The organism is Collinsella sp. CLA-ER-H4 (assembly GCF_040092395.1).
Lineage (GTDB): Bacteria > Actinomycetota > Coriobacteriia > Coriobacteriales > Coriobacteriaceae > Collinsella.
The window spans coordinates 34802-54976 of the sequence record NZ_JBBNLQ010000002.1; the positions used below are offsets into that span (position 1 = coordinate 34802).

Annotated in this window: 16 protein-coding genes; 3 read left to right on the forward strand and 13 right to left on the reverse strand. The window is 61.4% G+C overall.

From position 1 onward, the window contains the following. Positions 1 to 18 precede the first annotated feature (18 nt). The 11 genes from AAAX34_RS02185 to rpmE all read right to left on the reverse strand — a co-directional run bounded on the left by AAAX34_RS02185 (position 19) and on the right by rpmE (position 14194). On the reverse strand, positions 19 to 597 hold the full coding sequence (locus AAAX34_RS02185) for a VanZ family protein (protein ID WP_349109967.1): 579 nt from the start codon (positions 595 to 597) through the stop codon (positions 19 to 21). 107 nt (positions 598 to 704) lie between these two features. Next, positions 705 to 1310: a recombinase family protein gene (locus AAAX34_RS02190; protein WP_035137411.1), complete on the reverse strand. Its 606-nt coding sequence runs from the start codon at positions 1308 to 1310 to the stop codon at positions 705 to 707. 176 nt (positions 1311 to 1486) lie between these two features. Next, entirely contained in the window at positions 1487 to 3622 is a 2136-nt protein-coding gene (locus AAAX34_RS02195) for an RNB domain-containing ribonuclease (protein WP_349109841.1), read from the reverse strand. A 190-nt stretch (positions 3623 to 3812) separates the two neighbouring features. After that, positions 3813 to 4733 carry a permease-like cell division protein FtsX gene (ftsX, locus tag AAAX34_RS02200; protein ID WP_117769462.1) on the reverse strand — a complete coding sequence of 307 codons (921 nt, stop codon included), beginning with the start codon at positions 4731 to 4733 and terminating at the stop codon, positions 3813 to 3815. Continuing rightward, complete coding sequence (ftsE, locus tag AAAX34_RS02205) at positions 4720 to 5940, reverse strand: cell division ATP-binding protein FtsE (RefSeq protein WP_022094244.1); 1221 nt, start codon at positions 5938 to 5940, stop codon at positions 4720 to 4722. Before ftsE ends, ftsX begins: the two co-directional genes overlap by 14 nt. A gap of 525 nt (positions 5941 to 6465) precedes the next feature. Further along, positions 6466 to 7407 carry a transketolase family protein gene (locus AAAX34_RS02210; protein WP_349109842.1) on the reverse strand — a complete coding sequence of 314 codons (942 nt, stop codon included), beginning with the start codon at positions 7405 to 7407 and terminating at the stop codon, positions 6466 to 6468. A 1-nt stretch (position 7408) separates the two neighbouring features. Continuing rightward, a complete protein-coding gene (locus tag AAAX34_RS02215; protein WP_349109843.1) occupies positions 7409 to 8239 on the reverse strand; it encodes a transketolase in 831 nt (276 codons plus the stop codon). Positions 8240 to 8446: 207 nt separating this feature from the next. Next, positions 8447 to 9337 carry a YitT family protein gene (locus AAAX34_RS02220; RefSeq protein WP_138113002.1) on the reverse strand — a complete coding sequence of 297 codons (891 nt, stop codon included), beginning with the start codon at positions 9335 to 9337 and terminating at the stop codon, positions 8447 to 8449. 165 nt (positions 9338 to 9502) lie between these two features. Further along, a complete protein-coding gene (gene prfB, locus AAAX34_RS02225) occupies positions 9503 to 10651 on the reverse strand; it encodes a peptide chain release factor 2 (RefSeq protein ID WP_349109844.1) in 1149 nt (382 codons plus the stop codon). Next, positions 10651 to 13458 (reverse strand): preprotein translocase subunit SecA, encoded by a 2808-nt coding sequence (secA, locus tag AAAX34_RS02230; RefSeq protein ID WP_349109845.1) that lies wholly within the window; start codon positions 13456 to 13458, stop codon positions 10651 to 10653. The genes prfB and secA overlap by 1 nt, the downstream gene beginning before the upstream one ends. Before the next feature lie 310 nt (positions 13459 to 13768). Then, positions 13769 to 14194: a 50S ribosomal protein L31 gene (rpmE, locus tag AAAX34_RS02235; RefSeq protein WP_006235303.1), complete on the reverse strand. Its 426-nt coding sequence runs from the start codon at positions 14192 to 14194 to the stop codon at positions 13769 to 13771. A gap of 305 nt (positions 14195 to 14499) precedes the next feature. Between rpmE and AAAX34_RS02240 the strand changes: the two genes are divergently transcribed. The 3 genes from AAAX34_RS02240 to AAAX34_RS02250 all read left to right on the forward strand — a co-directional run bounded on the left by AAAX34_RS02240 (position 14500) and on the right by AAAX34_RS02250 (position 17211). Next, the gene (locus AAAX34_RS02240; protein WP_006235289.1) at positions 14500 to 14787 is read left to right on the forward strand and encodes an ACT domain-containing protein; all 288 of its coding nucleotides are present in this window, start codon (positions 14500 to 14502) and stop codon (positions 14785 to 14787) included. A gap of 77 nt (positions 14788 to 14864) precedes the next feature. After that, positions 14865 to 16283, forward strand: coding sequence for a citrate synthase (locus AAAX34_RS02245; protein ID WP_349109846.1), 1419 nt, complete (start codon positions 14865 to 14867; stop codon positions 16281 to 16283). A gap of 85 nt (positions 16284 to 16368) precedes the next feature. Beyond that, positions 16369 to 17211: a Cof-type HAD-IIB family hydrolase gene (locus AAAX34_RS02250; RefSeq protein WP_349109847.1), complete on the forward strand. Its 843-nt coding sequence runs from the start codon at positions 16369 to 16371 to the stop codon at positions 17209 to 17211. 107 nt (positions 17212 to 17318) lie between these two features. On the opposite strand, the gene AAAX34_RS02255 is transcribed toward AAAX34_RS02250, so the two are convergent. Both AAAX34_RS02255 and AAAX34_RS02260 read right to left on the reverse strand, forming a co-directional pair. After that, a complete protein-coding gene (locus tag AAAX34_RS02255) occupies positions 17319 to 18113 on the reverse strand; it encodes a Cof-type HAD-IIB family hydrolase (RefSeq protein ID WP_349109848.1) in 795 nt (264 codons plus the stop codon). A gap of 198 nt (positions 18114 to 18311) precedes the next feature. Further along, a complete protein-coding gene (locus AAAX34_RS02260; protein WP_349109849.1) occupies positions 18312 to 20132 on the reverse strand; it encodes an adenine deaminase C-terminal domain-containing protein in 1821 nt (606 codons plus the stop codon). Positions 20133 to 20175 lie beyond the last annotated feature (43 nt).

Consider the following 20175-nt stretch of genomic DNA (forward strand, 5'->3'; position numbering starts at 1 on the left):
AAACGGGTTTGTTACCGGCTAGCGCCTCGCATGGGCGCCGATCGGCCGAGTCGCATGGCGCACTAACGCCGCCGCCAGCAATACCGACAGCATGGCGGTGACATAGCCCGCAGCATCGAATCCTAAATCGATAACGTCGAAATGCCTGCCGGGAACAAAGATCTTATGTACCTGATCGCCAACGGAGCAGGCGGCGCAAAAGAGCAATACGGGCACGCAACGGGAGCATACGCTCCACGGACGCCTGGAAAAGCAAACCACGACCACGGAGGCGAATAATCCGTCGAAGAAAAACTCTACGGTATGGGCAACGCGACGGACGTTTGCGCCCACCCGCATGCGAATGGAAGCAAGTCGGCCAGACCGGACATTCGAGGCAGCCGAATCGGCGCCTCCGGTCATTCCGTTCTCTGCCTGGGCTTCACCCGTGGCATCGGCAGCCTGAACGCCCGTAGTCTGACCCTCCACCACACGCGCGGTGGACTCGCTCAGCAACGACGTCTGCACCGCGTTTTGCTCCGTCAGCACCCAGATGCCCGCCAGCGTTGCAACGAACAGAACAATCGCGGTCCATCCGATTATTTGTTTTACGCGCACCAAGGGCCAACCTCCTTTTTTGAATATCAGCGAGTGTAGCCCCAAATGGCATCGTCACCGTATCAAAATTTGAATCGCAACAGGAAGCGACAAAGCGACGCAAACCCCTACCCCGCCTCGCGCATCCAGCGATCGAACGTCCCCACGCACACGCCCAGGCACTTTGCTGCCTGGCTGCGGGTAATATCGCCTGCCTCATAGCTATCGCGCACCAGCTCAAACTGAGGAGGGCACGGCTTGCGAGGTCGACCGAAACGGACCCCTCGCGCTCGCGCCGCTGCAATCCCCTCCGCCTGGCGCCGATGGATATTCTCGCGCTCCACCTGCGCCACGTAGCTCAGCAGTTGCAGCACAATATCGGCAATCAGGGTGTTGGTCACATCCGGCGCGCCGCTGGCCCTGACGCGCGTGTCAAGCAATGGCATGTCCAACACCACAATGGCAACCCCGAGCTCCTTGGTAATGCGTCGCCATTCCTCAAGAATCTCGGAGTAATTACGGCCAAGTCGGTCGATAGAAAGCACCACCAGTACGTCCCCGTCTCCCAGGACGTGCAGCAGCTCGCGATAACGCGGTCGATCGAAGTCCTTGCCGCTCGCATGGTCGGCATAAATATTCGCCGAGCCCACGCCATAGGCGCCCAGCGCATCCAGCTGCCGATTAAGGTTCTGATCGCGCGAACTCACCCGCGCATAACCGTACACCGTCGCCATCTCATCCCCGCTTTCTTGTAAACCTGCCAAAAGGGACAGGTTTATTTTGGTAGGTTTTACCTCTCAAATAGCAGGTAAGCGGGCGGCCGAGCAGACGGCAAGGTAGCCACGATTCAAATGCGAAGGGCGGTCCCGAAAGGCCGCCCTCCGCTCCCCCACCATGAGTCGGGATTTGGCTAATGGATAAGCTTAAAGTCCAAGTGCCCACGCGTGGTATTGACGCGCGAGACCTCGACAATCACGCGCTGACCCAGTTCATAGCGAGTCCCCGTGTCGGCGCCCGTCAGCGTAAGCGCGTCCTCGTCAAACTCGAACCACTCGTTGCCCAGGCTCTTGATCGAAACCAAGCCTTCGACCTGCGTTAGGTCCAAGCGCACAAAGAGGCCCATGCTGCTAACCCACGAGACGGTTCCGGCATAGCGCTCGCCCAGACGGTCCTCATAGTACTGGGCAATCTTGATCTTTTGCGTCGCATGGCTGGCGGCATCTGCCGCGCGCTCGGCATCGCTGCATGCGCGGCAGATCTGCGGCAGAATGCGTGGCAGCGACTCGCGCCCCTTGCCGATCAGCCGCGGCGTACGGACCAAGGCGTCCTTGCCGCCAAGCCGCTCATAGGCCAACTGCAGTTTGAGCACGCGGTGCACCACCAGATCGGGGTAGCGACGGATGGGACTCGTAAAGTGACAGTAGCACGGCGCGGCGAGCGCAAAGTGGCCCTCGTTGCGCGGCTTGTACAGCGCGCGCTGCATGCTGCGCAGAAGCAGCGTGTTGACGAGCGGTGCGTTGGCCGTACCGGCGGCAGCATCGACTGCAGCCTGCAGCTCATCGGGGCTCCCCAGGGCAATACCGGCAGCACGGCGATCGTCGATGATGCCTAGCTGCGCCAGCGCAACGGCGGCACCGTGCAGGCTATCGGGGCTCGGATCCTCATGCACGCGATAGCAGGCCTCGATATCACGGTCTGCCAGCCACTCTGCAACGCACTCGTTGGCGAGCAGCATGGCTTCCTCGATAAGCGACGTGGCACACGAACGCTCACGCGCCACAATCTGCACGGGCACTCCGTCCTCATCCAATAGAGCGCGAATCTCGGCCGTGTCAAAATCGACTGAGCCGCGGGCGCGACGAATACGACGGCGAAGTTCGGCGAGTTCGTTGGCGGCGACAAGGAAATCGCCGAGGTCGACGTTGTAGCCGCGGGCGGCCTCCTCGCACGCAAGACCGCGCTCAAGCGCTTCCTCGCGCGAGGCCTCAGCAGCCGCAACATCCTCGGCCGCACCCTCCAGCACCGAATACTCCACCGCGCCGGCACGTACCAGCAGCGCCTCGGCGCCGTCATAGTCCATACGCACACGCGAGCGAATCACGCTGGGATACGAATCGTAATGCCGCACGCGACCCTGCGCATCGAGCTCGATATCGACGGTAAACGCAAGACGGTCCTCGTCAGGGCGAAGCGAGCACAGGTCACAGGACAGGCGTTTGGGCAGCATGGGAAGCACGCGATCGGCCAGATACACCGATGTCGTACGATGGCGAGCCTCAAGATCGATATGCCCGTCCCAAGCCACATAGTGTGAAACGTCGGCGATATGCACACCCAGCTTGTAGCCACCCTCGGGCGTGCGCTCCAGCGAAATGGCGTCGTCAAAGTCGCGCGCGTCGACTGGGTCGATCGTGATGACAAAGCGGTCGCGCAGATCGCGGCGGAGCGGGTCCTTAAGCGCCGCGGACACATCGAGCGAAAGCCCCTCGGCCTCGTCCAGCGCGGCCTCGGGATAGCTATCGGTATAGCCGTAACGCGCCATCACATATTGAACGCCCAAATCGGGCGCGTCATCTCCGCCAATGCGGCGTTCGATCGTCACGGTACCCGATTCCAGGCGCGTCGGGTAGGTCAAAATGCGCGCGACAACAGCATCACCCGGGTGGACACCCAGACGATCCGCCGAGGTATCCTCGGGCAGAATGAAGAAGTCGGCCTTCAGACGCGAATCGAGCGGCTCGATCACACCGAGCGGACCGGCGGTCTGGTACGTGCCCACCACGCTTATGGCTGCACGCTCAACCACGCTTTCGATCACGGCGCGCCGCTCACCGTGCGGGCTGTTCTTAATGCTCACGGCAACGGTATCGCCATCCATGATCTCGCGCTTACCGCGGCCCATGACCTTGTAGTCGCCGTTTTCGGTTACAACGTAGGCGCTATGCTCATGGAGCTGCACGCGCCCGGTCAGGCTCGGACGGCGTTCGCTGCGCACCGGCCCGCGCTTATTGCGAGCTCCACGCTTATGCTTGTTATTGCGCCCCATGGCGCCTCCTAACTATCGATTGCCGTTTACATCCCAAGAGTCTACCCAAATGATCCCTAGGGGATGAAGGAAAACGGATCACATAGATAGACCAGCGCTACGATGATTCGTTTCCTTCGTCCCCTAGGGATCAAAAAACGGGCCGCCCCATAAGAGACGACCCGTTGGAAGGGGTGAATTCCAGGCATGCTTACACGCGCAGGTAGCGGCGCATGGCGATGGCAGAACCAAAGAGACCGATAATCACGCCGACCAGAATCAGCGCAGCATAGGTCACCAGGTAGTACTGCATCGGCAGGGCAAACGACATCCAGCCGATGCTCTCCTGCAGACGCGGAATCATCAAATTGCGCAGCAGCTCCAGAACGCCGATGGAAAGCAGCGAGCCCAAAATGGCCTGCAGCACGCCCTCGGTGATAAACGGGCCACGAATGAAGCCGTTGCTGGCGCCGACCAGACGCATAATCGCAATCTCACGACGACGCGCCGTGATGGACAGGCGAATCGTGTTGTTGATGAAGATGAATGCGATAAAGGTCAGAAGACCAACGAGCACCACGGCGGCGATGCGGATGTAGTTGGTCACCTGGAACAGGCGGCTCACTTCCTCCTGGCCGTACAGCACGCTCGCGTTGACGTCGCCGTCATCCGCGATCTTCTGGAAATCGGCATCCTTCTTGAGCTTCTTTGCCGTGCTCTCGACCTTGGACGGATCGTCCATCTCAATAGCGAAGGAAGCCGGCAGCGGGTTCTGGCCATCGAGCGCGCTCATGGTGGCGTCGGCGTTGCCCGACATCTTGCTCGTATACTCGGCCAGCGCGTCGTCCTTGTCCTTATAGGTCACGGACTTGACGTTATTCCACGTCTTAAGCTCGGCCTCAAAAGCCTGAACATCGGCCTGATCGGCGTCATCACTAATGAACGCGTTGATGACAACCTGATCCTCGACGGTGCCGATCACGGAGTTCAGCATCGCAGAGCCCATGATGAACAGGCCGATGATAAACAGCGAAAGGAAGATCGTGATGACGGCGCCGAGCGAGGTAGTCCAGTTACGGAAGAAGTGGCTGATTGCCTCTTTGAAGGAGTAGCCCACGTTAGTTGGTGCCATAGTTGCCGTAACCTCCCCTCTCCTGGTCGCGGATGACGTGGCCGCCCTCGAGGGCGATCACGCGACGGTGCATGCTATCGACCATCTCGCGGTCGTGCGTGGCGACGATCACGGTGGTGCCGGTGCGGTTAATACGCTCAAGCAGCTTCATGATGCCCAGCGAGATCGCCGGGTCGAGGTTGCCCGTGGGCTCGTCGCAGATCAGCAGCGGCGGACGGTTGACCATAGCACGGGCGACGGCAACGCGCTGCTGCTCGCCACCGGAAAGCTGGTCGGGCAGCGAGTCCATCTGATCGGCCAGACCGACCAGGCGCAGCACCTCGGGCACCTGGCTGCGAATGACGCCCTTGGGCTTGCCGATGCACTGCAGGGCAAACGCCACGTTTTCGTAGGCGGTCTTTTGCGGCAGAAGCTTAAAGTCCTGGAACACGGCGCCAATCTGGCGGCGCAGGAACGGAACCTTGCGGTTCTTGATCTTCATGAGGTCCTGACCGGCAACCAGGATGCGGCCGCTCGTCGGCTTGACGTCGCGGTTGAGCGTCGACAGCAGCGTGGTCTTACCCGAGCCGGAGTGACCGACCAGGAAGACGAACTCGCCCGGATAGATCTCGATGTTGATGTCGTCGAGTGCAGGCTTGTTGGGCTGTGCCGGATAGATCTTGGTGACATGCTCCATAAGGATGACGGGCTCGACACCGGCCTGCTTGGCCATCTTCTTGCGGCTGGCCTGCGGATCGATGGGCGCAAACACCGACGTAAAATCGGGGTTGTTGAGCGCGTTATCGAGGCTTGCGACCTCGGCTGCCTGATCGCTCTCGACCACCGGGGCAGCAGGCTGCGTGGGGTCGGGAATAGCGGCAAAGAGACCGGACTGCGCAGGCTGAGGAGCCGGCGTCGCAGGGGCCAAGGGGTCGGGAATGCCGGCCATGGTAGGCTGCGGCGTGGCGGCACCAGCCTGAGGCTGCTCCACGCGAGCGGTCACGGCCTGAACGGGCTCAAAACCCGCCGTGCCGGAAAGCGCGACATCGCTGGTTGGATTGTAGGCAAAGGGATCGGATGCCGGCTGTGCCTGATCTGCCGGCTGAGCGGGGGCCTGAGCAACAGGCTGGCCCTCTGAATCCGGAGTGGCGAAACGACTGCCCTGGACGCCTGCCTGCGTCTTGGGGGCATCATCGCCCGCACCGGAGGTACGGAAGTGGTTACCCACTGGTGCTCCTTATCGTCGTGCGTTTAAACTACATGAGCGCTTTGTATTTTAGCAGCATTAGCTTTGCTGCACATAAGAAGCATGGCGTGGTTAGGGATCCCGTCGGCCGGACACAGGGTTACTCTCCAAATCGTCCTCGGACATGTCGGAGCCCCCGCTGCGCGCTTCGCGCGGCGGGGGCTCCTCCGTCCTGCGGAAAGATTTGGAGAGTAACCCTGTGCCCGGCCTGCGATAACTAAGGGGTCGCCGCGTTTATCTTGAGGTGCTGCATATACAAAGCTGGAAGGGTCTGAATTGCGCTTTGTCGATATATGCCCTTTTTCCTGATGGGACCGTGCTTGAGGGGCGTCTTCATGAGTTGCGGTGAAATAGGGACTGTTGAGCCTTTAAGCTGGCAAAACAGTCCTTATTTCACCGCAACTGAAACAGGGGCGCTCTCCAAGAGAGCGCCCCTGCCGGGTTTCCATAGTACTGGCGAAACAGTTTTATAGTTCTGGCGAAGCAGTCCTTGAAATCCGTCTTGCTTTAGCCCAAGAACTCTTTGGTGGTCGCCACGATGTTGGCGGCGTCCAGGCCATACTTGTGCAAGAGTTCGGCACCCGGGCCAGACTCACCGAAGGTGTCGTTGACACCGATCTTCTTGAGCGGCGTCGGGCACTGCTCGCACAGGACGTCGGCAACGGCGCTGCCCAGGCCACCGATCACAGAGTGCTCCTCGACGGTCACGACGTGGCCGGTCTTGGTGGCGCTCTTGACGATCAGGTCGGCATCGACGGGCTTGATGGTGTGCATGTTGATGACCTCGGCGTCGATGCCCTCGGCAGCGAGCTGCTCGGCGGCCTCGAGAGCCTCGCCGACCATCAGGCCGCAGGCGATGATGGTCACATCGGCGCCCTCGCGCATGACAATACCCTTACCCAACTCGAACTTGTAGGTCTCTGGATCGTTGATAACCGGCGAGGCCAGACGGGCAAAGCGCATGTACACCGGACCGTCGCACTCGTAGGCGGCGCGCGTCACGGCGCGGGCCTCGACGTCGTCGGCGGGAACAATCACGGTCATGCCAGGGATGACGCGCATCAGGGCGATATCCTCGCAGCACTGGTGCGTGGCGCCGTCCTCGCCCACCGAGATACCGGCGTGCGTGGCACCGATCTTAACGTTAAGGTGCGGGTAGCCGATGGAGTTACGGACCTGCTCAAAGGCGCGACCGGCAGCGAACATGGCAAAGGTGCTCGCGAAGGCAACACGACCGGTGGTCGCGATACCGGCGGCAACACCCATCAGGTTGCTCTCGGCGATACCCACGTCGAAGAAGCGGTCGGGGCAAGCGGCCTTAAATTTGCCGGTCTGCGTGGCGGCGGCCAGGTCGGCGTCGAGGACCACAAAGTCATCGTGCTCGTTGGCGAGCTCGACGAGGGCCTCGCCGTAGCTTACGCGCGTGGCGATTTTCTTGACGTCTGCCATCCTAGAGCTCCTCTCCGGCGGCCGTGAGCTCTGCCATGGCCTGCTCAAACTGTTCATCGTTGGGGGCCTTGCCGTGCCAACCAACCTGGTTCTCCATAAAGGAAACGCCCTTGCCCTTCATGGTCTCGGCGATAATGGCGGCCGGCTGCCCCTTGGTGGCGCGAGCCTCGGCAAAGGCGGCGCGGATCTGGTCGAAGTCGTTGCCGTCGGCGAGCTCCACCACGTGGAACTTAAAGGCGCGGAACTTGTCGGCGAGCGGCATGGGGTCGTTGACCTCCTCGACGGGGCCGTCGATCTGCAGGCCGTTGTGGTCGACGATCACGCAGAGGTTATCGAGCTGCTGGTTGCCGGCAAACATGGCGGCCTCCCAGACCTGGCCCTCCTCGCTCTCGCCATCGCCCAGCAGGGCGTACGTGCGGTAAGTATCGCCCCAGTGCTTGGCGGCAACCGCCATGCCCACGGCGGCGGAGATGCCCTGGCCGAGCGAACCGGTAGACATGTCAACGCCCGGGGTGTCGTTCATGTTGGGATGACCCTGCAGGTGGCTGCCGATATGGCGCAGCGTCTCGAGATCCTCCTTGGGGAAGAACCCACGCTCGGCGAGCACGGCGTACAGGCCCGGAGCGCAATGGCCCTTGGAGAGCACAAAACGGTCGCGATCGGCCTTGCGGGGATCGGCCGGGTCGACGTTCATTTCCTCAAAGTACAGATAGGTCATGATGTCGGCAGCGCCGAGCGAACCGCCCGGATGGCCGGACTTGGCAGCGTGCACGCCGGTGACGATGCCCTTCCTTACCTCGTTGGCAACCTTTTTGAGCTCTTCGTCGCTCATTGTGCCTTCCTTTCATCCTCATTAGACAAAATGCGCACGGCACCGAAGGTAATCCCAACACAGCCGCAATGCACGTACGTCATTCATTATGCTGGAAACTGATGGCTTTACCAGAGTTTTTATCATTATTTGAACAATTTAGCAGGCAGAACCGCTGATGAAACGGTTTATCAATGTGAACGTCTTTTGGATGGAACGCGATCGACCCTACGCGCTAATGTCCTTGAATCCCTCGCCGAAGGCTTCCGTAACGTCGGCAACCGTCACGATGGCATGAGGATCGCGCTCGCGCACGATCGTCTTGAGGGTATTGAGCTCTCGACGGCTCACGATGACCATAATCACTGGCTTCTCGGCACCCGAATACATGCCAGTCGCCTTAAACTTGGTACAACCACGACCCAGGCCATACATGATATCGGCAGCGATATCAGGGAACTTGTCCGAGATGATGAGTACCATACGGCGTTTGTTGCCACCATCGACCACGGCATCGATCACGTAGCCGCTAATGACCATCGAAAGGCCTGCATATAGTGCGTTTTCGATTGAAAAGACCGGAGCCGACAGCGCGCATACGGCAACATCGATCGCCATGACGGTCGAGCCCACCGGCAGTGAGGTGTTACGCGAGATGATTTGGCCAATCGTGTCCGAGCCGCCGGTGTTGGCGCCGGCGCGCAACACCATGCCGTAACCGATGCCCGTAATAATGCCGCCCCACATAGCGGGAAGCATCAGGTCCGCATCCGCCAGAGGTGCTACAAACGGGGCGAACAGATCGGTAAAGAAGCCCAGCAGCACAAAGCCCGTCGCGGTCTGCACCACGTAGAACATGCCGCCCTCGCGCATAACGACCAGCAGCAGCAAGGCATTCATCACGATGGTCTGGATACCGACGGGAAGCGACACGCCTCGCGTCGCGCCGACCGCCTGGATAATGGTGGCAAGGCCCGTAACGCCACCGGCAGCAAGGCCGTTGGGAATCAAAAACAGGTCGGTCGCAATAGCGGCCAGAGCGCACCCCAACATGATCTGGGGCAGATCGTGAAAGAAGTTCATCGAAAGAATGCGCTTGATGTCCAGACGATATGCCATGCTGCCTCCCTCAAAAAAGCGCACCCAAACGGATGCGCTTTGAACTTCTTCTTGTATTCGATTCTACCGATTCGCCGGACAAAAACCACCCCTGCGCAGGGTTTATTCTGGATACAAACCCGTCCAACCGTTGGGCTTAGCATCGGCTTGAAACTGCCCGATGTTTTAGACCTCCGAGCCTTCTGCATCGGCGTTGCCGGTGGCCCAGCGATGGTAGCCAATCACAAACGGATCCAGATCGCCATCGTCGAGAACGGCCTCGACGTTGCTGGTCTCCACGCCCGTACGCAGGTCCTTGACCATCTGATACGGGTAGAGCACATAGCTGCGAATCTGGTTGCCAAAACCGATCGTGGTCTTGGGTCCACGAATCTCGTCGAGCGCCTCGGCGCGCTTCTCGAGCTCGATCTCGTACAGACGGGCCTTGAGAATCTGCATGCACGCGGCCTTGTTCTGGATCTGGCTGCGCTCGTTTTGGCAGGTGACCACAATGCCGCTGGGGAAATGCGTCACGCGCACGGCGGAGTCGGTGGTGTTGACGCCCTGACCGCCCGGGCCGCTCGCGTGGTACACGTCCACGCGGATGTCGTCGGGACTGATCTCGATGTCGATATCATCGGGTAGCACGGGGATGACCTCGACGCCGGCAAACGTGGTCTGGCGGCGCTTCTTGTCGTCGGTGGGGCTGATGCGCACCAAGCGGTGGACGCCGGCCTCGGCGCGCAGCATGCCAAATGCGTCCTTGCCCTCGACGGTAAAGGTCGCGCGGTCAATGCCGATGACCTCGGCCGCAGGACAGTCGTTGATGGTGACCTTCCAGCCGCGACGCTGGCAGTACTTCATGTACATCTTAAAGAGCATGAAGGTCCAGTCCTGGGCCTCCAGGCCACCCTGTCCGGGCTTGATGGTCACAATGGCATCGCCGTGATCGAACTCACCGGTAAACCAGCTCGAAAGCTCAAGCTCATCGATGGCACGGGCCAGGCGCTCAGCCGTGGCTGTAGCCTCCTCGCGAAGGGCGACGGCGTCGGGGTCATCCCCCATCTCCTCGGCAAGCTCCAGCGCGGCGCGGGCATCGGAAAGCTCGCCGCGCGCGGTGTCCACGGCAGCGATATCTTCCTTGGTGCGCGCAATCTCCTCCATGGTGGCACGGGCGGCGTCGGCGTCATCCCAAAAGCCAGGGGCAACACTTTTGGCCTCGAGCTCGGACACGCGGGTACGCTTCTCGTCCAGGTGGAGATACGACTCGACCTCGCCGAGCCGGTCCGCGAACGCGTCCAGCTCGGCGGGCGTTACCTCTAAAGCCTCAGCCATTAACGATTCCTGCCGTGGCAGTACTTAAACTTCTTGCCGCTACCGCAGGGGCACGGGTCGTTGCGGCCCACGTTGACGTACGGATCGTCGCTCTCGGACTTGCGATAGGTGGTCACCTTGCCACCGTTGTTGACGGCAGCCGGTCCGCCTTGGACAGCCGTGCGGGCCTGCACCTGCGCCTGCTTGCGCAGCACCGAGTCGCCGTTGTCACCATCGACCTCGGCAGGACCGGAGAAGCGCGCGCCCTCGAGCGCGGGCTCCTCCTTGTGCTCCACGGCACGCGGGGCAGCCTTGATCTCGATGCGCAGAACCGTGCGCAGGTAATCCTCATACATGGTATCGACGAGTATCTGGAACGCGCCGTAGGCCTCGGTCTTGTACTCGACCAGCGGGTCGCGCTGGCCAAAGCCGCGCAGGCCGATGCCGGTCTTGAGGTAGTCCATCTCCTGCAGGTAGTTCATCCAGCGGGTATCGATGACGCGCAGCATGACCTGGGTGTTGAGCTCGCGCATCAGGTCCTCGCCCAAGCGCTCGGCCTTCATGTTGTAGCACTTCTCTACGTAAGCCAGGACATCGGCAGCCAGGGCCTCATAATCCTCGTCGGGGAACTTCGGCGTATCGATGTGGCCGGTGAGCTCCACAACCCACTTACGCAAACCCTCAAGATCGCGCTCGCCCTCGTGGCTGTCCTTGGTGCAGAACTCCTGCACGCAGCGGTACACGGTGTCGTGCATGACCTCGGTGATGTGGTCGGTCAGGTCCTTGCCGTCCAGAATCTTATTGCGCTCGGCGTAGATGACCTGGCGCTGCTTGTTCATGACGTCGTCGTACTCAAGGACGCTCTTACGCATGGAGAAGTTGATGCTCTCGACCTTGTGCTGGGCGCTCTCGACGGCCTTGGAGATGATCTTGTGCTGGATGGGCATGTCGTCGCCCATGTCGGCCGTGACCATCATCTTGGAGACGCGGTCCATCTTGTCGCCGCCGAACAGGCGCATGAGGTCGTCCTCGAGCGACAGGTAGAACTGGGTCTCGCCTGGATCGCCCTGACGGCCGGAACGGCCGCGCAGCTGGTTGTCGATACGGCGGGACTCATGGCGCTCGGTGCCGATGACGGTCAGGCCGCCGGCGGCAAGCACGCGCTCGCGCTCGGCCTTGCAAGTCTCCTTGGCCTCGGCGTTAAACTGCTCGAGCTGCTCGGGCGTCACATCCTCCATGGTCAGACCCTCGTACTCCAGGCGCTCGCGCACCAGCTCGTCGGGGTTGCCGCCCAGCAGGATGTCGGTACCACGACCAGCCATGTTAGTAGCGATGGTCACGGCGCCGTAGCGTCCGGCCTGGGCAACGATGTGGGCCTCGCGTTCATGGTGCTTGGCGTTGAGGACCTCGTGTGCGATGCCGCGCTTGGTAAGGGCGGCGGACAGCTTCTCGGAACTCTCGATGGAGACGGTGCCCACCAGGACCGGCTGCCCCTTGGCGTGACGTCGCTCGACATCGTCGGCGACGGCGTTGTACTTGGCCTGAATGGTGCGGTACACCAGGTCCTCGTGATCCACGCGCTGCACGGGCTTGTTGGAAGGGATGACTTCGACGGGCAGCTTGTAGATCTCGCGGAACTCGGCATCCTCGGTAAGTGCCGTGCCGGTCATGCCGGAGAGCTTGTCATACAGACGGAAGTAGTTCTGCAGGGTGATGGTGGCCAGGGTCTGGTTCTCCTCGCGTACGAGCACGCCCTCTTTGGCCTCGATGGCCTGGTGCAGGCCCTCAGAATAGCGGCGGCCCTCCATGATGCGGCCGGTGAACTCGTCGACGATCTTGACCTCGCCGTTGGTGACCACGTACTGCTTATCGCGGTGGAACATGTACTGGGCCTTCAGCGCTTGCTGCAGGTGGTTGACCAGCTGGCCGGAGAGATCGGCATAGATGTCATCGATACCCAGGCGGCGCTCAATTTTCTTAAGGCCGCGCTCGGTGGCGGCAATGGTGTGCTTGGCCTCGTCCATGACGTAGTCGCCCGTGGGCTCCACATCCTCGGTGGCAGTGAGCATGTCATGCGACACGTCCTCGCCGCGCTCAAGGCCGCGCACGGCACGCGCGAAGTCCTTGTAGGTGCTGGCGGACTTGGTGCCGGCGCCCGAGATGATCAGCGGGGTGCGGGCCTCATCGATCAGGATGGAGTCAACCTCGTCGACGATGGCGTAGTTGTGGCCGCGCTGCACGCGCTGCTCGGGACGGGTAACCATGTTGTCGCGCAGATAATCAAAGCCGAACTCGGAGTTGGTACCGTAGGTGACGTCTGCCTGGTAGGCCGGGCGCTTGAGCTCGAGCGGCATGTTGTTCTGGAGCAGACCGACGGTCATGCCCAGGTACTTATAGATGCGGCCCATCCACTCGGAGTCGCGCTTGGCAAGGTAATCATTGACAGTAACGACGTGCACGCCTTTGCCGGCAATAGCGTTGAGATAGCCGGCCAACGTGGAGACGAGGGTCTTACCTTCGCCAGTCTTCATCTCGGCAATGTGGCCCTCGTGCAGTGCCATAGCGCCAATGAGCTGCACGTCAAAGTGGCGCATACCCATGGTGCGCTTGGAAGCCTCACGCACGGTGGCAAAGGCCTCGGGAAGCATGTCGTCGAGCGACTCACCGTTGGCGTAACGCTCGCGGAACTTATCGGTCTGGGCGCGGAGTTCCTCCTCGGTCATCTTCTCAAACTGGGGCTCAAGACCGTTGATCTGGTCGACGATCTTGTAGTAGCGCTTAAGGTCCTTATCGGATCCAAAGGACAGCAGCTTTGACATGAATCCCATGTAGTTTTCCTTTTTTGGCCATCGCCCACGCCGTGCAGCTGCGGGCGAGTTAAACACAGATGATTGTACTTTAGCCAAACAAGGCGCGGCCTATACGGTCGAGCTCGACCGCCACGTAATAACTACGACCAACCTGCCACAATGGGACAAGTTAATTTTGGCAGGTCTATCTGGGCAAACGCTGCCTCTCTGCCATGTGGTGCCATGGGGACAGGTTAGTTTGCACTAATTTAAAAAGAAAAAGGGCCGCGCACCCAAATGGATGCACGGCCCTCATGCCATGAATGCGAGCGATTCCGCGGCGAGCTATTTACTCAGCAGCCTCGGTGGTCTCGGCCTCGGCAGCGGCCTCCTCGACAGGAGCCTCTGCGGGAGCCTCGGCGGCCTGCTTGGCAGCCTCCTCGGCAAACTTAGCAGCACGCTTAGCCTTCTCGGCAGCCTTGGCCTCAGCGGCGGCCTTGCGAGCGGCCTCGGCCTCAGCAGCCTTGGCGGCCTTGGCAGCCTTGGCCTCCTCGGCCTTCTTGAGCTGAGCGGCAGCGGCGCCACCGAACTTGTCGGCGAAGCGCTGGACGCGTCCACCGGTGTCGACGAACTTCTGCTGGCCGGTGTAGAACGGGTGGCACTCGTTGCAAAGCTCGACCTTCATCTCAGACACGGTAGCGTGCGTCTTGAAGGTGTTGCCGCAGGAGCACGTCACCGTGCACTCGACATACTGGGGATGGATACCCTGCTTCATGGTAGGACTCCTTATTAGTCAGGCGCTGGTTACCGATCAGCGCATAAGGCGTCTTGGTTTCCGACCAAGACAACAAACTTGGCTATGGTACCACGGCGCCGCGCGTCCCACAAAAGGTTCACGGTCTTTGCGTAACGCGGCGTGGCCAACCGCGGCGAACACGCACCCTGTCGCCCCTTCGCCCATGTTGCAGACGTGTAACGCCGCAGTAAGCACACCCCTTTTGGCGCCAGACGGGTACAATGATGAACACTGTACCGTAGCGGAGCGCCCCCGCGCGCCGCAACCACGCGAAAGGGTTTCCCATGGCCGAGATCTCGTCCTCCCGTATCGTCATCACCGTCCTTGGCAAGAACCGCCCCGGCATCGTCGCCGGCGTCACCCGTGTCCTGGGCGAGGCCAACGTCGACATCCGCGACATCACGCAGTCCATTATCGAGGACATCTTCACCATGACCATGCTGGCCGATACCGCCGAGTCCAAGCTCGACTTCGCCGAGCTGCAGAAGGCCCTGGCCGAGGCCGGCGAGCTTTCGGGCGTCAACGTGTCCATCCAGCGCGAGGACGTCTTTAACTTTATGTACCGCCTGTAGCGAGCAAGCCGCTGGGGATAGCCTGACGCGCGCATGCCCATGCAAGCCACCCCGATGCGGCCCGGAGAGGAGCGCGCATGGCCTACGACGCCAAGAAAATCTATTACCGCTTCGATGACCACTTGAGCCGACTGGTTTTGGATTACGAAGCAAGCCGCCAGATTTCGTCTGAGAGCGAAAGCCTCTACCACGGCCTGCCGACCGACCCTTATGACGAGGACCTGTTTGTCGAGCACAATGTCAAGCGCGGCCTGCGCAATGCCGACGGCTCGGGCGTGGTCGCGGGCCTCACTCGTATCTCGGATGTGCACGGCTACAACAAGGTCGACGGAAAGGTCGTGCCCGATCAGGGCAAGCTCACGCTTCGCGGCTACAGCATCGAGGATCTGGTCAACAATGCCCAGGCCGAGAATCGCTACGGCTACGAAGAAGTCGCCTATCTGCTTATCACGGGTTCGCTGCCCAACAAGGAAGAGCTCGACGGCTTTTGCGAGCGCCTGGGCGCCTTTAGACATCTGAGCGACGAGTACGTTAAAGAGTTCCCTATGACCACGGTGTCGTCGAGCATCATGAACGTGCTCCAGCGCGCCGTACTGCTGCTCTACGCCTTCGATGCCGAACCAGACGTGATCACGCCTGAGCACGAAATCGACGTCGCCATTTCCATGCTCGCACGTCTCCCGCGCATTGCCGCCTTCGCACACATGGCCTCGGTCGCCAAGCTTCGCGGCTCCGAGGTTCACGTGCCGCACCCCACGCCCGGTCTTTCCACCGCCGAGACCATCCTGCAGGTCCTGCGCGGCGGCATGGCGTTCACCCGCGACGAAGCCATGCTGCTCGACGTTATGCTCATGCTGCATGCCGAGCACGGCGGCGGCAACAACTCCACCTTCGCTTGCCGCGTGCTGTCATCTTCGGCCACCGACCCGTATTCCGCCTACGCCGCGGCTATCGGTTCGCTCAAGGGCCCGCGCCACGGCGGTGCCAATGCCAAGGTCGTGTCTATGCACGAGGACATCCGCGCGCATGTCTCCAACTGGGAGGACGAGGACGAGGTCGCGGCCTACCTGGGCAAGATCCTCGACAAGCAGGCCTTCGACGGCACAGGCCTCATCTACGGCATGGGCCACGCCGTCTATACGCTCAGCGACCCGCGCGCCGAGGTCTGCCGCCGTTACGCGCGCTCACTGGCAGCCAAGAAGGACTTGGGCGAAGAGTTCGCGCTCATCGAGCGCATCGAGCGCCTGGCACCCCAGGTCATGCGCGACCACGGCATGACCAAGCCTATCTGCGCCAACATCGACCTGTACACGGGCTTTATCTACAAGATGCTCGGCGTGCCCGAGACGCTCTTTACGCCGCTATTCGCCGTCGCCCGCATGGCCGGCTGGTCGGCACACCGCATGGAAGAGCTCTTCTGCGCGCACCGCATCATCCGCCCCGCCTACCGCCCGGTTATCGAGCCGCTGGAGTACAAGCCACTCGCCGACCGATAGGACGCGGACCGTTATAGATCTTGAGCGTGGCCAGGGACCCAAGCCCTTGGCCACGCTTTTTTGCCAGTAGAAAGGGCTGCATCAAATGATTGTGTTTTCCGATATGGACGGAACGCTGCTGACGAGCGATAAGCAGATGAGCGACGCCACTTGGGCAATGCTCGACGAGCTCGCACATCGTAGCATCGAGTTTGTCCCCTGCACGGGGCGTCCGCTGTCGGGCATCTTTGAGCCCATTCTCGCCCATCCCGCCGTGCATTACGCGGTCTGTGCCAACGGCGCCAGCGTCTGGCAGCTCGACGACGATGTGCCCACCGACGCCTCGTGCGCCACGCGCATCTTGAGCCGTCCGCTCGACCGTGGCATTGCCCACCGCATCCATCGCATTGCCGCCGGCCACGATGTGACCTTCGATATCTTCGCGGATGGACAGTGCTTCCTCCCCCGCTCGCTTTACGGGCGCCTGGATGAGTTCTGCGGCGGTGACCCCCACATCGCGGCTTCGCTCAAGCGCACACGAACACCGATCGACATGGATATCGACAGCAAGATCGACGAGGTCGAGACGCTCGAACGCATCGCCATGTACTGGCACGACCCGGCCGATCGCGACGCCATCGCAGCAGAGCTCGACACGCTCGGAGGCATTGAGGTCACGCGTTCGTACGCCATGAATATCGAGGTCATGGGTGAGGGCGCCACCAAGGGAACGGCCCTCACGTGGTTATGCGAGCATCTGGGCGAGCGTCTCGCCGACGCCTGGGCGTTCGGCGACAACATCAACGACATCCCCATGCTGCAGGCAGCGGGCCATGGCATGGCCATGATCAACGCCGAGCCCGAAGATCGCGAGGCCGCCGACGCCATCACCGAATACGACAACGACCACGACGGCGTTGCCCGCACCATCATGGCCGCCCTTGCCTAGTCATTGGGGACGTTCTTAAACGACTAGTCGTTGGGGACACTCTTCGCAAAAAGCTGCAAGGACTGTCCCCCACTGTCGGCAGAAAGGGAACGTCCCCATCTGCCGGATTAGGAGAGACTCTCCAGCACGCGACGGAGCTCATGCTGAACGGCGTGGTCGCGGTTGCAGCCTACGACGCGATCGGCCACCGCCTTAAGCGCAGGACGCGCGTTTTCCATCGCGCAGCCCGTGCCGACAAAGCGAATGATCTCGTAGTCGTTCATCGAGTCGCCAAACGCCATGACCTCGTCGCGTCCAATGCCGTAATGCTCCGCGAGCTGCGCGATACCCGAGGCCTTCGACACACCAGGCTGCATGGCATCGATCCACGCGTTGCCCGAAGGCGCAAAAGTAAAGAGCTGACCAAGTTCGCGCTGTAGCACGTACGCACTGTCCATAACCGCACTGTCGTCGCAAAAGATACTCGCTTTGATGATATTTACGCTGGGATCGGGCAGCTCCCAAATGCGCTCGGCATTGGGAAGGTCCTTATCGACCTCGCGCACGAACTTGCACTCGTCATCGAGCAGAAAGGACTTGGTTCGGTCAAAGAGCGCAAGATGCAGATTGGGAAACGTCCTGACGGCTTGGGCGAGCTTTCGAATCGCCAAGTGCGAATACACCTCGCGGTCCACCATCTTGCCGTCGGCGTAGACCTGGGCGCCGTTAGCGGCGACAAAGTCCATCTTGTCGCGAACGGGCGCAAAGAACTCGCACAGGCGATCGTAGCGACGACCTGACGATGCGGCGAAATGCACGCCATGCTCGTGTAGCGCCAGAATCAGTTCGTAGGTCTCGGGAGGCACCTGGCCGTTTTCGTCAAGCAGTGTGCCGTCCATATCGGATGCAATCAGTTTAAACATAGAAAAGCTCCCTTCGGGCTTGTTGGAATCGAACGCGTATCCGATTCCAACGTACCCAAAGGGAGCTCAGATAAGACTCCGCGGGCGTAAACGTTACAAGGATCCGGCAAATAGCTCACACATGCCAGAGGTCCTACGGTCGCGGCGTCAGGCGACACGCCACCCCGACGGCCAGTCGTTTAAGAACGTCCCCGATGACTAGTCGGCGTAGGTGAAGGTCGTGACGTCGAACATGCCCTCGGGGCGGATGCGGAGCGTAGGGATAACCGGCAGGGGCAGGAAAATGATGCCCATGATGGGGTCGAGCGGCGGCTCAATACCCATGGCGCGCGCCTTGACCATAAAGTCGTCGTGCTGCGCCGCGACGTCTTCGGCAGTGCCTTCGCTCATCAGGCCGCCGAGCGCCAGAGGAATACGAGCCACGACCTCGCCGTTGCGCACCAGCACGTGGCCGCCCTGGCCCACGGCCTCAACGGCAGCCATCATATCCGCCGCATTGTCGCCCACCACGCACACGTTGTGCGAGTCGTGGCCGATCGTCGAGGCGATAGCGCCGCCCGTGATGGTAAAGCCGCGCACCCAGCCGCGACCGATATGCTTGCCAACCAGGCCCAGGCCCGCAGGACCATCGCCGTCGGCGCCCTCGGCCTGCAGTGACACGCCGCGGCCGTGGCGCTCAATCAGCATAATGCGGCGCAGGCCCTCGGCGCTCTCGGGACGAGCCATACCCGTGATGGCCTTACCCGGCACCACGTCGATCACGGCCTCGCCCGGCTTAAAGGCATAGTCGAACACGTCGAGCGATAGCTTCGGAAGTTTAACGGAAACACGCAGCTCATCGGCAAGGGCCGCAACCTCGGCCATCTCGGGTGCAATCTCGCCCACAAAGGTGCCGTCCTGCGCCACCAGAGCACCGGCGGCATATACGCGATGCGGGGCCGTGGCAAACGTCAGGTCGTTGAGTACCAGCAGGTCGGCGCGCTTGCCCGGGGCGATTGCGCCGCGGAGCTCGTGCGGGTCGCGGCAGCCGTGGTCCAGGCCAAATGCCTCAGCCGTAGAAAGGGACGCCATGGAGATGGCAACCACGGGGTCGATACCGGCCTCGATAGCCACGCGGCAGGCATTGTCGATCATGCCGGTCGAAAGCGCATCGGAGGGAGCGCGGTCGTCGGTCGCAAAGCAGCAGCGGCGGGCGCGGGCAGGATTCTCCAGCAGCATCGGGGACAAATTGGCCAGGTCGTGGCTGCACGTGCCCTCACGCAGCATCACATACATGCCGCGAGACAGCTTGTCGAGTGCCTCCTCGGGAATCGTCGACTCGTGGTCGGCGATAATGCCCGCTGCGGCATAGGCGTTGAGGTCCTTACCGGCAACGAGCGGCGCGTGGCCGTCAACCTGTTTGGACGGCGTCTGGTTGGCAGCGTCGATGCGAGCACAGGTCTCGGGGTCGGCCATAAAGACGCCCGGCAGGTTCATCATTTCGCCCAGGCCAAAAACGTCGCCTGGATGCTCGGCAAAAAACGCCTGCATATCGGCAGCCGAAATAACGGCACCGGCCTGCTCGTCGGGCAGCGCGGGCACGCACGAAGGCATCATGTACTTGATGGAGATGGGTGCGCGGCGGCCGTCCTCAATCATAAAGCGCAAGCCGTCGAGACCGGCAACATTGGCAATCTCGTGGCTGTCGGCAATGGCGGTGGTAGTACCGCGCGTCGCGGCCATGCGAGCATACTCGGCAGGACGGATGTTCGAAGACTCGATATGCAGATGCGCGTCAATAAAACCGGGAGCGAGATAGCGACCCTGGCAGTCGATGACCTCAGTTGCCTCGTAGGCGCCAGCGGCATCGTCGCGACCATCGTAGAGCACGCCGACGATCACACCGTCCTTGACGGCAACGCTACCGGGCGCCACACGCTGGCCATACACGTCGACGATCTGCGCATTGGTAAACAGCGTGTCGACGGGCACGCGCCCCTCGGCAGCATCGATCACAGACCTCATGACCTCAACGGACATACATACTCCTTTAACCGTAGAAAACAGCTGCGGAGCGGACAGG

Coding starts and splice junctions, on each gene's coding strand:
- AAAX34_RS02190 (WP_035137411.1), bottom strand. CDS start 1,310: ATGGCGACGGTGTACGGTTATGCGCGGGTGAGTTCGCGCGATCAGAAC.
- AAAX34_RS02195 (WP_349109841.1), bottom strand. CDS start 3,622: ATGGGGCGCAATAACAAGCATAAGCGTGGAGCTCGCAATAAGCGCGGG.
- ftsX (WP_117769462.1), bottom strand. CDS start 4,733: ATGGCACCAACTAACGTGGGCTACTCCTTCAAAGAGGCAATCAGCCAC.
- AAAX34_RS02210 (WP_349109842.1), bottom strand. CDS start 7,407: ATGGCAGACGTCAAGAAAATCGCCACGCGCGTAAGCTACGGCGAGGCC.
- AAAX34_RS02215 (WP_349109843.1), bottom strand. CDS start 8,239: ATGAGCGACGAAGAGCTCAAAAAGGTTGCCAACGAGGTAAGGAAGGGC.
- AAAX34_RS02220 (WP_138113002.1), bottom strand. CDS start 9,337: ATGGCATATCGTCTGGACATCAAGCGCATTCTTTCGATGAACTTCTTT.
- prfB (WP_349109844.1), bottom strand. CDS start 10,651: ATGGCTGAGGCTTTAGAGGTAACGCCCGCCGAGCTGGACGCGTTCGCG.
- secA (WP_349109845.1), bottom strand. CDS start 13,458: ATGGGATTCATGTCAAAGCTGCTGTCCTTTGGATCCGATAAGGACCTT.
- rpmE (WP_006235303.1), bottom strand. CDS start 14,194: ATGAAGCAGGGTATCCATCCCCAGTATGTCGAGTGCACGGTGACGTGC.
- AAAX34_RS02240 (WP_006235289.1), top strand. CDS start 14,500: ATGGCCGAGATCTCGTCCTCCCGTATCGTCATCACCGTCCTTGGCAAG.
- AAAX34_RS02245 (WP_349109846.1), top strand. CDS start 14,865: ATGGCCTACGACGCCAAGAAAATCTATTACCGCTTCGATGACCACTTG.
- AAAX34_RS02250 (WP_349109847.1), top strand. CDS start 16,369: ATGATTGTGTTTTCCGATATGGACGGAACGCTGCTGACGAGCGATAAG.
- AAAX34_RS02255 (WP_349109848.1), bottom strand. CDS start 18,113: ATGTTTAAACTGATTGCATCCGATATGGACGGCACACTGCTTGACGAA.
- AAAX34_RS02260 (WP_349109849.1), bottom strand. CDS start 20,132: ATGTCCGTTGAGGTCATGAGGTCTGTGATCGATGCTGCCGAGGGGCGC.